Source organism: Roseburia porci (genome assembly GCF_009695765.1).
GTDB classification, from domain to species: Bacteria; Bacillota; Clostridia; order Lachnospirales; family Lachnospiraceae; genus Roseburia; species Roseburia porci.
In genome coordinates, this window is sequence record NZ_VUNI01000013.1 from 56,989 (window position 1) to 72,758 (window position 15,770).

At 42.6% G+C, this 15,770-nt stretch carries 12 protein-coding genes; all 12 read left to right on the forward strand.

Going from position 1 to position 15,770, the window contains the following annotated elements; genetic code table 11:
* Positions 1-40: 40 nt before the first annotated feature.
* The 12 genes from FYJ75_RS08645 (at position 41) to FYJ75_RS08700 (ending at position 15,711) form a co-directional block, all read left to right on the forward strand.
* On the forward strand, positions 41-1,579 hold the full coding sequence (locus FYJ75_RS08645) for an amino acid adenylation domain-containing protein (protein WP_154430056.1): 1,539 nt from the start codon (positions 41-43) through the stop codon (positions 1,577-1,579).
* 34 nt (positions 1,580-1,613) lie between these two features.
* Positions 1,614-1,844: a phosphopantetheine-binding protein gene (locus FYJ75_RS08650; protein ID WP_154430057.1), complete on the forward strand. Its 231-nt coding sequence runs from the start codon at positions 1,614-1,616 to the stop codon at positions 1,842-1,844.
* 1 nt (position 1,845) lies between these two features.
* Positions 1,846-3,276: a type III PLP-dependent enzyme domain-containing protein gene (locus tag FYJ75_RS08655; RefSeq protein ID WP_154430058.1), complete on the forward strand. Its 1,431-nt coding sequence runs from the start codon at positions 1,846-1,848 to the stop codon at positions 3,274-3,276.
* A complete protein-coding gene (locus FYJ75_RS08660) occupies positions 3,267-4,871 on the forward strand; it encodes an MBOAT family O-acyltransferase (RefSeq protein ID WP_154430059.1) in 1,605 nt (534 codons plus the stop codon). Before FYJ75_RS08655 ends, FYJ75_RS08660 begins: the two co-directional genes overlap by 10 nt.
* Before the next feature lie 18 nt (positions 4,872-4,889).
* On the forward strand, positions 4,890-5,999 hold the full coding sequence (locus tag FYJ75_RS08665) for a hypothetical protein (RefSeq protein ID WP_154430060.1): 1,110 nt from the start codon (positions 4,890-4,892) through the stop codon (positions 5,997-5,999).
* Between the two features lie 59 nt (positions 6,000-6,058).
* The gene (locus FYJ75_RS08670; RefSeq protein WP_154430061.1) at positions 6,059-7,261 is read left to right on the forward strand and encodes a hypothetical protein; all 1,203 of its coding nucleotides are present in this window, start codon (positions 6,059-6,061) and stop codon (positions 7,259-7,261) included.
* Between the two features lie 107 nt (positions 7,262-7,368).
* The gene (arcC, locus tag FYJ75_RS08675) at positions 7,369-8,301 is read left to right on the forward strand and encodes a carbamate kinase (RefSeq protein WP_154430062.1); all 933 of its coding nucleotides are present in this window, start codon (positions 7,369-7,371) and stop codon (positions 8,299-8,301) included.
* A gap of 615 nt (positions 8,302-8,916) precedes the next feature.
* A complete protein-coding gene (locus FYJ75_RS08680; RefSeq protein ID WP_154430063.1) occupies positions 8,917-9,780 on the forward strand; it encodes a patatin-like phospholipase family protein in 864 nt (287 codons plus the stop codon).
* Between the two features lie 218 nt (positions 9,781-9,998).
* The gene (locus FYJ75_RS08685; RefSeq protein ID WP_154430064.1) at positions 9,999-13,493 is read left to right on the forward strand and encodes a DNA polymerase III subunit alpha; all 3,495 of its coding nucleotides are present in this window, start codon (positions 9,999-10,001) and stop codon (positions 13,491-13,493) included.
* 64 nt (positions 13,494-13,557) lie between these two features.
* Entirely contained in the window at positions 13,558-14,529 is a 972-nt protein-coding gene (pfkA, locus tag FYJ75_RS08690; protein ID WP_154430065.1) for a 6-phosphofructokinase, read from the forward strand.
* Positions 14,530-14,665: 136 nt separating this feature from the next.
* The gene (locus FYJ75_RS08695; protein ID WP_154430066.1) at positions 14,666-15,448 is read left to right on the forward strand and encodes a TrmH family RNA methyltransferase; all 783 of its coding nucleotides are present in this window, start codon (positions 14,666-14,668) and stop codon (positions 15,446-15,448) included.
* Complete coding sequence (locus FYJ75_RS08700) at positions 15,445-15,711, forward strand: hypothetical protein (RefSeq protein ID WP_154430067.1); 267 nt, start codon at positions 15,445-15,447, stop codon at positions 15,709-15,711. The genes FYJ75_RS08695 and FYJ75_RS08700 overlap by 4 nt, the downstream gene beginning before the upstream one ends.
* Positions 15,712-15,770: the final 59 nt, after the last annotated feature.

Here is a 15,770-nt window from a genome sequence, read left to right on the forward strand (position 1 = left end):
GATATAATAGGTTCTGGTAAAAGAAAAGAGGATATAGATTATGACAAAGAATGTTTTGGAATGGCTGGAAGAAACAGCTCTTCAATATGAAGATAAGCCGGCATTCCTGGATACAAAAGATGAGATTACATTTGGACAGGTTATGGAACAGGCAAAGGCAATCGGTTCTGCTCTTTCGGAAAAGCTGAAGGAGAACAAAGCTCCGGTTGCTGTGGTTGCCGGACGTAACGTAAGGACACCAGCCGCATTTCTTGGCGTTGTATATAGTGGCCGTGCATATGCACCGATTGATGCAAAACTTCCGGAACAGCGTATTTTTAAGATTTTAAAAACACTTCAGCCGGCTGCAATCCTGGTTGATCGTGAGAATAAAGAAGCCATTGAGAAGCTGCTTGCAGACGGAAGAACACAGGATTCAGAATTTACGCAGGCACCGCTTCTGGTGATAGAGGAATTAAAAGAGCATGTGATTAATTACACAAAGCTTGCATGCATCCGTAGAAGAATGGTGATGACAGATCCGCTCTATATTATTTTTACATCCGGGTCGACAGGAAATCCGAAGGGGGTTATGACTTCCCATCAGTCACTGATCTGTTATATTAATGCATATTCCAAGGTGATGGGAATTGATGAGACAGACCGTCTCGGCAATCAGTCTCCGTTGGATTATATAGCTGCAATTCGTGATATCTATCTTCCACTCAAGTATGGATGTTCAACGGTGATCCTGCCCAAAGAGTATTTTATGGAGCCGGATAATCTGTTTGGATGCATGAATGAATATGGAGTTACTGCGGTAGGCTGGAGTGTTTCTGCTTTCACAGTTCCGCTTTCACTTGGTGCATTTGAGGATTGTGAGCTTACAACTTTGAGAAAAATCTGTTTTTCCGGATCGGTTATGCCATGCAAATGCCTGAAAGTATGGCAGGAGCATCTGCCGGAAGCAAAATTCGTAAACCAGTATGGACCGACAGAGGCAACGGCTTCCTGTACATATTATGAGGTCGATCATACCGTGACAGAGGACGAAGTACTTCCAATCGGTGTACCATATGAGAACTACAAGGTATTTCTGATGAACGAGGATGAAACAGAGACCGCAGTCGGCGAAGAAGGAGAGATCTGTGTCAGTGGACCGGTACTTGCTCTTGGCTATTACAATGATCCGGAGCGGACAGCTGCAAGTTTTATCCAGAATCCGCTGAATCCGCATTATCAGGAAAAGATATACAGAACCGGAGACATCGGAGTACTCCGTGAGGATGGAATTTTAGAATTCCATGGAAGAAAAGACAGACAGATCAAGCATATGGGACATCGTGTGGAACTGGATGAAGTCGAGTATGCCGCAAATCAGATCGATGGCGTCGCAGAAAGCTGCTGTATTTACCGGAAAGACAAAGAAGTGTTATATCTGTTTTATACCGGTGAGGCTCAGAAACGCGATGTTGTGCTGGAACTGAGAACGGTACTTCCGGGATTTATGGTACCAAGAAAAGTTAAACCAATCGAATCCATGCCAAAACTTCCAAATGGCAAGATTGATATGACAACACTCCGTGATATGGCGAAATAAATAATTTTATAAATATAGAAAGAAGGAACTAAAAATGAGAGAGACATTAATGGATATTTTAACAGATTTAAGACCTGACGTAGATTTTGAGAATGAGACAAACCTGATCTCAGGAGGTATTCTTGAGTCATTTGATATTGTATCACTGGTATCGGAACTGACAGACGAATTTGATATTACAATTCGCCCGAAAGATCTCGTTCCGGAGAACTTCAATTCAGTAGATGCGATGCTTGCACTGATTACAAAACTCGTGGAGGAATAATATGGAGCTTCAGAGCTATCTGAAAGAAAATTGGATCAAACAGCAGAATACAGAACTGAATGAGCTGGAGATTAACGACCCGCTCTATCAGGCAGAAGAAGAACTTGCAGAAAGTCCTGCATTTTTCTTTGACCAGGACAAGTTTGCAGCAAGAGTGAAAAAGGTTAAGGAATATCTTGGAGAGAATATTCCGCTTACTTTTTCCATCAAAGCGAACCCGTTTCTTTTAAATTGTCTTCCGGAAACAATTGCCCATGTGGAAGTGTGCAGTCCGGGAGAACTTACAATCTGCCAGAAAATGGCAATTGCACCGGAGAAGATTATTTATTCCGGTGTTATGAAAGAACGCACAGATATTCGCAGAGCAATTTTATATGGAGTAGGAATTCTGACAGCGGAGAGTCTGCTTCATGTCAAAATGGAGAATGACATTGCCGAAGGTATGGGCAGACAGAAGGTTATTCTCAGACTGACAAGCGGCAACCAGTTTGGAATGTCGGAGGAAGATATTGAATATATCATCAGTCATCAGGACAGATTTCCGAATCTGGAGTTTTATGGAATTCATTATTATTCCGGAACACAGAAGAAAAAGGTAAAACAGATCGAAAAGGATATGTTCCATCTGACGGACTTCTTAAGCAGTCTTGAAGAAAAATACGGTTATGATCCGAAACTTGTGGAATATGGTCCGGGCCTTGCAACAGAGTATTTTAAAGCGCCTTATGATCAGACGGAATATGCTCTTTTGGGAGAAGTTTCCGAAATCTTAAAGGGATTTGCGGAAAGTTTCCCACTCGGAATTGAGATGGGACGTTTCCTTGCGGCACCATGTGGTACTTATGTGACACAGGTAAAGGATTTGAAGTACAGCAATGAGACGAATTATGTAATCTGTGACGGTGGAATCCACCATTTGAAATATTATGGACAGACTATGGCAATGCAGGTCCCGCCAATCTGGGTTCTTCCGGGCATTGGCGAGCGTGACGGTTCCGTACGTGGAATGAGAAGAGCTGCCTATGTGGACAATTCCAGAGAGAATGACAAGAAACAGTCTGGAGCAGTTGCAAAGGAACGCTTAACCGGAAGTCAGGAAGCAACAGAAGAACAGGTACTGAGTGTGATGGAAGCGGTTGTTGACGAAAATGATTACTGCATCTGTGGAAGCCTTTGTACAGTTGCTGATATTCTGGTACGTGAGGCTCATCTTCCTGCGCTTCATGTTGGAGATTACCTGGGATTTGGAAGATGTGGCGCATATTCTGTTACGGAGGGAAGTGCACTTTTCCTCTCCAGAAAAATGCCAAGGATCTATCTGTTTTCACAGAAGGATGGAGCAAAACTCATGAGAGATTTTGTTGCAACGGATAAGCTGAATATGGCGGATCCTCTGAAAGCATGCTTGTCGGGGGTATCGTTATGGAATTAATTTCAGTGCAGTTTGCGCTTTTCGTGGCAATCGCACTCATTGTGTATTATCTTTTTCCAAAGAAGAAGCAGTGGATTGTGCTTCTTGCAGCCAGCTATATTTATTATCTGCTGATCTGCAATAAGTACATTATATATATGATGGTGACGACCGTTTCCACTTATCTGGGAGCGAGGGCAATTGATGCGCTTCGCATAAAACAGTCGGAGGTTGTAAAGGCACACAAACAGGAATGGTCAAGAGAAGAGCGCAAAAGCTATAAGAATAAGAATTTAAGCAAACGCAGATGGATCATGATCGGTGTGCTGCTTTTGAATTTTGGTATTCTTGGATTTTTAAAATACTTCCATTTTACCGCAGAGATTGTGGTAAACTTCCTTGGATTATTTGGTTTCCATGGAACCGCTCCGGATCTTGGGTTGTTACTTCCACTTGGAATCTCGTTCTATACGTTCCAGACGATGGGATATATCATTGATGTATATCAGGAGAAAGTGGAAGCAGAGCACAACATTGCAAAATTTGCATTGTTTGTTTCCTTTTTCCCGCAGATTATTCAGGGACCGATCGCAATGTATGACGATCTGGCACATCAGCTCTATGAGGAACATGATTTTGAATATGACCGTCTGAAAAGCGGAGCGCTTCTGGTGCTTTGGGGAATGTTCAAAAAGATGGTGATTGCAGATCGTGCAGTTAAAATGATCCAGCTGGTTACCGCAGATACAACTGCATTTTCAGGAACATTTATCCTGATGGCAGCGCTGATGTATGCATTACAGTTATATGCGGATTTTTCCGGTGGAATCGATATTGTCCGCGGAATCGGAGAAATGTTTGGAATTACGATGGCAGAGAACTTCAGACGCCCATATTTCTCCAAGTCTTTGACGGAGTACTGGCATCGTTGGCATATTACACTTGGTAACTGGGTAAGAAATTATGTATTTTACCCGCTTTCTATATCCAAAAAATTTCTGGATATGGGAAAATGGATGAAACCACGTTTTGGAAAACATATCAGCAAGGTAGTTCCGACAAGCCTTGCGTCGCTCCTGACATTCCTGATCATTGGAATCTGGCATGGAGCAAACAGCAAATATGTTGCATTTGGTCTGTGGAATGGTGTAGTGATCATGCTGATCGAACTGTTCCGTCCGGTGAATGACCGGATTGGGGATGCACTTCACATTAACCGTGAAGGAAAGTTCTATCAGTTTATTGCAATGGTATGGACATTTATCCTTGTACTGATCGGTTATTATTTTGATATTGCAGAGAGTTTTTCTTCGGCGATAGATATGTTATATCGTTCGGTATTTGATCTGCATCTGAGTGATCTGCATGCATTTGATGTGCTTGCACCGTCAGGACTGGATCATTGGGATTACCTGGTCATCCTTGCAGGGGCAATTGTGATTCTGATTGTTTCAATCATTCAGGAACGCTCCGGAAGAAAGATCCGGGATATGTTGATGGAGAAAAAACTTCGTGTCCAGTGGGCATGCATTTTTGTTGGCATTTTTGCAGTGATCATCTTCGGTTTTTATGGACCGGGAATGGATCCGGCAGAATTTGTTTATATGCAATTTTAGGATAAGAGGTTAGTTAAAATGCGTGAAAAGAAAACGAAAGCCAGATGGAAAGGAATACTTGCATTTACCGGTATTTTTCTTGTGCTTTTTCTGGTAGTTTCCGACATTATGTCTGTAAGCGATTGTACAAGCCTTGCAAATATACGCGGGTTTTATATGGAACCGAAGAATTCGCTGGATGTAGCGATGATCGGACCAAGTGAATTTTATGCAGATTATTCTGCAACCCAGGCATGGCAGGAATACGGATATACATCGTATTCGCTTGCAGTAGCCGGTGTACCTGGCAACCTGTATAAATCCATGTTAAAAGAGGTGCAGAAACGGCAGTCACCAAAACTTGTTGTGTTTGAGGTGAATGGATTCCTTCAGGGAGATGATTATTTTGCACGTGAAGGGCAGTTACATACATGGCTTGACAACATTCCATGGTCAGAGAATAAGATTGAGACAATTAAGGAAATGATTCCGGAAAATGAGCAGTATTCTTATTTTTGCAAGATTGCTGCGGCACATAACAACTGGAAAGATATCGGACAGGTCGCAAATTGTACTGCAATTAAGGCCCGAATGGATTTAAATGGATATTCCTATACAAAAGGTTTTGGTACATATACAAAAAGCTGCGACAATGTGCGCAACTCAAAGGAGAAAAAGATCCAGTTTACGGAAAAATCACAGGCTTACCTGTCTGATCTGTTGCAGTACTGCAAGGACAGCGGGGTGGAACATGTTCTTTTTGTACGTTTTCCACATGGCCGTAAGATTAAAAATCCGGAAGTTTTGAACCAGGTTGCTGATATGGTGACTTCCTATGGTTATGATTTCTTAAATCTGAATGACGACCTGGATGAACTTGGAATTGATCCGGATACGGATTTCTATAATGTGGAGCATCTGAATGTAAAAGGCATGGAGAAGCTGACGACCTATTTCGGAGATTATCTGTGCCAGAATTATGATATTAAAAGTGATCATTCAGCGAAAGAAGTGGCATACTGGAACAAGTGTGCAGAGCGTACAGCATCTATGATGACAGAATGTCAGGATGATCTTGCACAGGGAAAGGTACGCAGATATTTTGAACTGTCAGTATATCTGTCACGAACGAAATCAGCAAAGAAATAAGAAGTATTGTAAAATGTCTGCCCGGCATTGCCGGGAAATCGGAAAGATGGGAGCAGAACATGAACAGAGTGATTCAGACAGAGAGTTCACGGGAGCGGCAGAATAAGGGATATGCATCACAAAAGAGAAAAACAGGAAGTCTGTGGGAAAACCACAGATTTCTTAAGTTAAGAAGGCCACACAGAATCTGGGGAATCCTGGCATTCTGGCTTGTGGCAGCAATCCTGTTTGTGGGAGCAGGCAGGGTTCTTTGTTATAATGAAAATGAAAGTATGGTAAATGTAAAGGGATTTTACCAGGAAAAAAAGAACAGTCTGGATGTTGTCATGATCGGACCGAGTGAGTTGTATGCGGATTATTCCCCACCGCTTGCCTGGAATGAATTTGGATACACTTCATACAATCTGGCAATTTCAGGTGTGCCAGGCAATTTATATATTTCCATGTTGAGGGAGGTGCTTTCGCGTCAGAATCCAAAGCTTGTTGTGTTTAATGTCAGCGGATTTTACTGGGGAGATGACGCTTTCTCGGATTGGAAATCGATGCATAAATGGTTTGACAATACACCGTTTTCATTAAGAAAGATCGATGAAATAAAGAGGGCAGTACCGAAGGATAAACAGGAGGAATTCTGGTGGGATACACTGACGTATCATAACAACTGGAAACATCCGGTGATACTCGCCAAAAAAGCGGCAATTAATATGGCAATGACATGGACAGGAACTTCCTATGCAAAAGGGCTGCGTACTTACAGTGTTTCCAATCAGGGAGCAGGGATTGGTCAGACGATGGGAATGAGTTTTTCCCAGACGTCCCGTCAGTATCTCGAGGAACTGCTTCAGTACTGCAGGGATCAGAATCTGCGAAACGTGCTGTTTGTGTCAGCACCGCACCAGTCACAGCCGTCGGATCCAAAAGTGCTTGAGGAGATCGGCTCTGTGGTGGAAAATGCCGGATATGACTATCTGAATCTGGATAAACAGTATACGGCGATGGGAATAGACCCAGCTACCGAGTTTATCGATGGAGAACATTTGAATCTGCACGGAATGCGTAAGATGACATCCTATCTTGGCAATTATATGATGGAGCATTATGAACTTAATCCGGAACATGACAGCAAAACGACAGAGCGTTGGAACTACTGTTACGACAAGACAGAAGAACTTCTGCAGCAATGTGAAAGTGACATGCAAAACGGAATTACACGCGAGTATTATGAAGCATCTTTTTATCATAAAACGAAGCCTCTGAACTGAGTCTTCGGGTGTTTCCCGTTGACAAATAGCCGGGGATAAATCATAATAAAAGATATCAATAAAGAGCATTTTCCTCTATCGGGAACAAACATTAGGAGGCTTACAATATGAAAAAGAAAAAGATCGTGATCGCATTAGGACATGAGGCTCTCGGAACAACTTTACCGGAGCAGCATGCTGCAACAAAACGCACAGCGAAGGCTGTTGCTGATTTTATCCGTGATGATTATCAGGTTGTTATTACACACAGTAACGGACCACAGGTTGGAATGATCCATATGGCTATGAATGAGTTCTATCTGAGTAATCCGGAGTATACAGCAACTCCAATGTCTGTCTGCTCTGCCATGAGCCAGGGATACATCGGATATGATCTTCAGAATGCAATCCGTACAGAGCTTTTGAACAGAGGTATCTATAAGACTGTTTCAACGGTACTGACACAGGTGGCTGTTGATCCGTATGATGAGGCTTTTTATGCACCGACAAAAATTGTTGGCCGTGTCATGACAAAAGAAGAAGCAGAAGCCGAAGAGAAGAAAGGCAACCATGTAGTTGAGGCCGAAGGTGGATATCGTCGTATTGTGGCTGCACCAAAGCCTATGGATATTGTTGAAATCGATGCGATCCGTGCATTGTCAGATGCGGATCAGGTTGTAATTGCATGTGGCGGAGGCGGAATTCCAGTATTGCAGCAGGGCAACAACTTACAGGGCGCAAGTGCTGTAATTGAGAAAGACCTTGCAGCAGGCAAGCTTGCTGAACTTTTGGATGCAGATAAACTTGTTATCCTGACCAGTGTTGACAAGGTATGTTTAAACTATGGCAAGGATGACGAGACACCGTTGGATACGATGTCACTTGCTGATGCAAAGCGTTATCTGGAAGCTGGTGAGTTCGAAGAAGGAACCATGGAACCTAAGATTGAAGCTGCGATTAACTTTATCGGTGAATCCGCAATCCGTTCCGTTCTGATCACAAAACTCAACAAAGAAGGAACACAGGTATCCGGAGGAATGGGAACTTTGATCCGTAAATAACAGACATAAGATACATGATATACAGCTCAATTTTTTGAATGCGAATTGAGCATATTGAAAGGACGTATGAAAACATTGAGGCGATGCCTCAGGTTTGATGTTTTCATACGTCCTTTTTGTGTGGATGCGGATTTGTGGAGAAGGAATTTCCCATAAGTAGAACAGGTTTATTTGTGGAGAAGGAATTTCCCTAAGTAGAACAGGTTTATTTGTGGTAGAAGAGGATTCTCCGTAATCAGCCTATTTCCTTTGATTACGGAGAAAAAATAGCTTCTTAATCGCTAGTTTTAATGCGATTCTCCGCACTGTTCAAGAAATCATTGATTACACCGCCAAAAAGCGAAAAAGTAGCGGTGTAATCAGAAAAAAAAGTTGGATTACGGAGAATTCACCCCAAAATGGTACAAAAGAGGATAAGAATTAGGTGTAATAAAGAAAAAGATTAGGATTACGGAGAATCGGTCTGGTATGTTATGTACAAAAGCGGAATTTGTTACATATACAAAAGAGAATTTGCTACATACAGAAAAGAGAATTTGTATATTTTCATGGAATATGGGAAGTGCTACAATATGGCTAGTTTAGTTTGATTATCAAATTATTGAGGTGACAGAGATGAGTACAAAAAAAATCGGATTGGTTGTTGAAGGCGGGGGAATGAAATGCGCATATGGAGCAGGAGTTCTGGACCGGTTCCTGGACAAGCATATTTCATTTGATTATTGTGTCGGAGTATCTGCCGGAGCAGCAAATGCTGCGTCTTTTTTAGCGGGACAGAGAGAACGAAATCTTCGTTTTTATACAATTCATGTCAAAGATCCCAAATACATTAGTTTTCGCAATTATATCCGTGATGGACAGATTTTTGGACTTCAGTATATTTATGGAACAATGAGCAACTCTGGTGGGATAGATCCACTTGATTATGAGGCTGTCATGCAGAATCCCTGTGAGTACGAGATTGTTGCAACGGATGGAATTACCGGAAAACCGAAATACTTTAACAAGAATGATCTGAGAAAAGATGATTTTACACCAATCATGGCGTCATGTGCGCTTCCTGTTTTCTGCAAGCCGGTGCAATGTCAGAACCGTTATTACTATGATGGTGGCGTGTCAGATTCTATTCCGGTTCAGAGAGCATTTGATCTTGGCTGCGATAAAATCATAACGATTTTAAGTAAACCGCGCAGTTTTGTAAAACAGCCGGAAGGACATCGCAAAATTTATTCCCATAAACTGAGAAAATTCCCGGGAACAGTCAGGGCATTGGATCAGCGTCATGTTATGTATCGGAAAGAAATTGCCCTGCTAAAACAGGCAGAGGCAGAAGGAAGAGCCTTTGTTTTTGCACCGGATGATACAATTAAGATCAGTACCTTTACCAAGGATCCGGCAGTTGAACAGCAGCTGTATGATATTGGAGTAAGAGATTTTAACCGAAACTGGAAGACCCTGGAAGAATTTTTGAAGGCATAGTGGCAGCGGATTCTAGAAAAATATTATTCTGGAAATAATGCTGTATCAACAGGCAGACGAGGCTTGAATCAAGCGGAGTCTGCTTTGTTTCATAAGTAGTAATTAATTGCACTTGAGGAATGATTTAAATAATTTTAGCCAAATCCACCCCTATACGAATCACCCAAAATGAAGTAAAATAAGAAGGCTTATTATAATACAAAGGAGACACAGCATACATGGCATTTGTACATCTTCATACGCATACAGAGTATTCACTTCTGGATGGCTCAAACAAAATAAAAAATTATGTTGCGCGGGTAAAAGAACTCGGGATGACAAGTGCTGCCATTACGGATCATGGAGTCATGTATGGTGTGATCGATTTTTATAAAGAATGTAAAAACCAGGGAATTAATCCGATCCTTGGATGTGAGATCTATGTTGCGCCGAATTCAAGATTTGACCGTGAGACGAACAGTGGAGAAGACCGCTATTATCATATGGTGCTTCTGGCAGAGAACAACACTGGATATCAGAACCTGATCAAGATCGTTTCGATTGGATTCACAGAGGGATATTATTATCGTCCGAGGGTTGATGTAGAGACACTTGAGAAATACCATGAAGGAATCATTGCGCTGTCAGCCTGTCTGGCAGGTGAGATTCCGAGATATCTGGTGCGTGGCTTTTATGAGGAAGCCAGGGAGACGGCTCTTAAATATGAGAGAATATTTGGAAAAGGCAATTTCTTCCTCGAATTACAGGATCATGGAATTCCGGATCAGAAGACGGTCAATGCACAGCTTTTGCGCATGAGCGAAGAGACAGGAATCGAACTTGTCTGCACAAATGATATTCATTATACCTATAAGGAAGATGTGGAGGCACATGATGTGCTGCTCTGCATCCAGACCGGTAAGAAGATTACAGATGAAGACCGCATGCGCTATGAGGGCGGACAGTATTATGTAAAAAGCGAAGAGGAGATGCTTCAGCTTTTCGGATATGCAAAACAGGCAGTGGAAAATACAGCCCGCATTGCTAAGCGCTGTCATGTGGAGATTGAATTTGGTAACTATAAGATCCCAAAATACGAAGTGCCGGAAGGATACGCATCTGCGTATGAGTTTCTGAGTTATCTCTGTGAGCAGGGATTTGATGAAAAATACCGCAAAAACACAGAATATACAGAAGCCGAGAAGCAGGACATTTATGAGAAAATGCAGTACGAGCTGGGGATTATCCAGAAGATGGGATTTGTCGAGTATATTCTTATCGTATGGGATTACATTAACTGGTGCCGGACACATGACTGCTGGGTTGGACCGGGACGAGGATCCGCAGCAGGAAGCAAGGTCTGCTATTGTACCGGAATCACCAATATTGATCCGGTCAAATACAACCTGCTTTTTGAGCGTTTTTTAAATCCGGAACGTGTATCCATGCCTGATATTGACGTGGATTTTGAATATGCGGAGCGATATCGTGCGATTGAATATGTAACAGAAAAATATGGCAAGGATTCGGTTACACAGATCGTAACGTTTGGAACCATGGCAGCGCGAGGCGTTATAAAAGCTGTTGGAAAGGTCCTTGATTTTCCATATGCGGAAATGGACCGTGTGGCCAAGATGATACCGGCGGAACTGAATATTACGATCGACAAGGCACTGACCAAGAACCCGGAATTTCGTGCTTTGTATGAGAGCAACCAGAGTATGCATGATCTGATCGACATGGCAAAGAAGCTGGAAGGGCTTCCAAACCATACGTCTGTACATGCAGCCGGTGTTGTAATCTATCCTGGGATTGCCAGTGATTATGTGCCGCTTGGACGCGCCAGTGATGGAAGCCCAACAGCAGAATTTAATATGGTACAGCTTGAAGAGCTTGGTCTTTTGAAAATGGATTTCTTAGGATTAAGGACGCTGACCGTATTAAAGGATGCAGTTAAGAATATCAAAGCATCCAAAGGAATCGATGTGGATATTGACCACATTGATCTGAATGATAAAAAGGTATTGGATTTTATCGGAACCGGCAAAACAGAAGGCGTGTTCCAGCTTGAGTCCGCAGGAATGCAGAACTTCATGAAAGAGTTACGTCCGCAGAGCTTTGAAGATATTGTTGCCGGAATTTCCTTGTATCGTCCGGGTCCTATGGATTTTATCCCGGATTATATTAAAGGTAAAAATAATCCGCAGGACATTCATTATATTACGCCGGAGCTCGAGAGCATTCTTGAACCGACTTATGGTTGTATTGTATATCAGGAACAGGTTATGCAGATCGTGCAGAAGCTTGCCGGATATACGATGGGACAGGCCGATAACATCCGGCGTGCCATGAGTAAGAAAAAGCAATATGTCATTGATGCCGGCAGAAAAAGCTTTGTATATGGAGATGAGGCAGAAGGAATCAAGGGTTGTATTGCAAACGGAATCAGTGAACAGGCTGCAAATGCAATCTATGATTCCATGGTCGATTTTGCAAAGTATGCATTTAACAAATCGCACGCTGCAGCATATGCCGTTATCAGTGTCCAGACAGCATGGCTGAAATACTATTATCCGGTAGAATTTATGGCGGCACTTATGACTTCCGTCATTGACAATTCCACGAAGGCTTCTGAGTATCTGTATCACTGCAAGGAAATGGGGATTCCGGTGCTTTCGCCGGATATCAATTCCGGACAGGGCGAATTTACGGCGGAAGGTGACAATGTGCGCTATGGTCTGTATGCCATAAAGGCACTTGGAAGACCTGTGATTGACCGGATCATTGAGGAACGTACAGAAAATGGATTATATAAGACATTACAGGATTTCATTGAGCGGACAACAGACCGTGATGTGAATAAGCGGGCGGTTGAGAATCTGATTAAGGCCGGTGCATGCGACAGCCTTGATGGCACACGAAAACAGATGGTGATTGTATCGGCATCGCTGATCGATCAGGTAGCACAGCAGAAGAAAAATTCGCTGGCCGGCCAGATGAGCCTGTTTGATCTTGTTTCTGATGATGTGAAGAAAGAATATCAGATTCATTATCCGGATGTTGGAGAATACAGCAAAGAAGAACTGCTTGGCTATGAAAAGGAAGTGCTTGGCATCTATCTGAGTGGACATCCGATGGAAGAATACATGACAAAATGGAAAAAGAATGTGACTGCATCGGCCGGTGATTTTCTCCTTGATGAGGAAACCGGAGAGACAAAGGCCAAGGATAATGAAAAGGTGATCGTCGGCGGAATGATTGCGGAAAAGACCATCAAATATACGAAAAACAATCAGGCAATGGCTTTTATCACGATCGAGGATATCACGGGAACTGTGGAAGTGATCATTTTCCCAAAGATCTATGAGCGATTCTCTGCATTTTTGAATGAGGATGCGAAGGTCTTTGTGACCGGAAGAGCGCAGATTGATGATGAGCGTGATGGCAAGATTATCTGCGACCGGATCATACCGTTTGAGGATGTGCAAAAGGAGCTCTGGCTTCAGTTCCATACAAAGGAAGAGTATGATCAGAAAGAAGCGGAACTGTTTGAATTGCTTCACGATTCGGATGGCAGTGATGAAGTTGTAATTTATGTTGCAAATCCGAAACTTTTAAAACGACTTGGAAAAAACCGTACAATCCGCATAAATACTGAGCTTGTTAACAATTTAACGAAATTTCTCGGTGAAAATAATGTAAAAGTTGTTGAAAAGAGCATTGAAAACAAGTAAAAAACAGTTTACAATACAATAGATTGATGAATATTTAACCGAATTGATATAGGAGGAAGTAACGATGGCAAAAGAGATTAACACAATTGGTGTCCTTACTAGTGGTGGAGATGCTCCTGGAATGAATGCTGCAATCCGTGCAGTTGTTCGTGAGGCACTCAGCAAAGGAAAGAAAGTAAAAGGAATTAAAAGAGGTTATGCAGGTCTGTTAAATGAGGAGATCATTGACATGGACGAGCATAGCGTTTCAGATATTATTTCCCGCGGTGGTACAATTCTTCAGACTGCTCGCTGCTTAGAATTCAAACAGCCGGAAGTACAGCAGAAAGGTGCTGAGATCTGCAAGAAGCACGGAATCGATGGAATCGTTGTAATTGGTGGTGACGGTTCTTTCCAGGGTGCTCAGAAATTAGCAAATCATGGAATCAATACAATCGGTGTTCCTGGAACAATCGATCTGGATATTGCATGTACAGATTACACAATCGGATTTGATACTGCAATCAACACTGCTATGGAAGCAATTGATAAAGTACGTGATACATCGACTTCTCATGACAGATGTTCTGTTATCGAGGTAATGGGACGTGGCGCAGGATACATCGCTATGTGGTGTGGTATCGCAAACGGCGCTGAGGAGATCCTTATCCCAGAGAAATACGATCATGATGAGGCTGCTCTGATCGAGCGTATCAAAGAGAACCGTAAGAAAGGCAAACAGCACTACATCATTATCAATGCAGAAGGAATCGGTGATTCCCAGGGTCTTGCAAAACGTATCGAGGCAGCAACAGGAATGGAATCCCGTGCAACAATCTTAGGACATATGCAGCGTGGTGGAAGCCCATCTTGTAAAGACCGTATGTATGCATCTATCATGGGTGCTTACGCAGTAGATATTCTTTGCGAAGGCAAATCAAACAGAGTCGTTGCTCATGCAGATGGTAAATTCTGTGACTTCGATATTGACGAGGCTCTTGCAATGACAAAATCCGTATCAGAATACGAATATGAGATCGCTAAGAATCTGGTATAATCATTCGGATATTGTATACAAATAAGAATGCCGGTAGCATTCATATTATTTGCAGAGAAGGGGCTGCCATTGTGGCGGTCCCTTTTTTCAACGAATCCAGGTAATGTCTGGATACATCGCGGAAAAGGAGAAGGCTATGATTACAAGCACCAGTAATCAACAGATGAAAAATCTGGTACAACTGATGAAAAAATCAAAAGAACGGAAAAAGCAGGGCGTTTTTGTGGTAGAAGGCCCGAAAATGTTTTTTGAAGCACCAAAGGATTGGGTGCAGTCTGTTTATGTGTCCGAAAGCTTTGAAAAAGCACCGGAGCACAATGAGAGGCTTGCTTCTTATCGATATGAGGTGGTTTCGGACTCTGTTTTTCGTTCGATATCTGATACACAGACACCACAGGGAGTACTTGCAGTTGTAAAAATGCCGGTGTATCCGTTTCCCGCACTGTTTCAGGGAGAGAAAACGCAGCTTCTTGTGTTAGAGAGCATTCAGGACCCGGGGAACCTTGGAACCATGATCCGTACGGGGGAAGGTGCCGGAGTGACCGGGATTATCATGAACCATACGACGGTGGATCTGTTTAATCCAAAGACGATCCGGTCAACCATGGGAAGTATATACCGAATTCCATTTTATATTGCAGAGGATCTCACCGAGACGATCCATGAAGTGAAAAAACAGAACGTGGCGCTCTATGCGGCCCATCTGAAGGGAACAAAATCTTATGATGAGCCGGATTATACCGGAGCATGTGGATTTATGATCGGAAACGAGGGAAATGGTCTTTCGGATGAGATCGCAGATCTGGCAGATACGTATATCCGAATTCCGATGGAAGGCAGGGTAGAATCTTTGAATGCCGCAATTTCTGCAACTTTGTTAATGTATGAATGTAATCGTCAGAGAAGGAGAAAGGCATGAGAATCTGGTTTAAAATGTTTGATGACACACATCTGGTGAAAACGGAGACGATCGAAGATGATTCGCAGGAGACCAGGACGCATAAGATCTTTGCAGCACTCGAGCAGGCGTGCCATCTGTTTGATCTTGGCGTTCCAATCTGGCTTGATCACAATGTACAGGAGTTTCAGAAAAACGGAAAAACACGTTTTTATCAGGATAATTTCATAGAAGAAATTGAGTTTGATTATCTGGAAATGCAGATTCTGGAAGAAGACTATTAAAACCGTACATTTTTCCCACATTTTTCGTAAAATATGATAAAATAAATGTGGAGTACCGT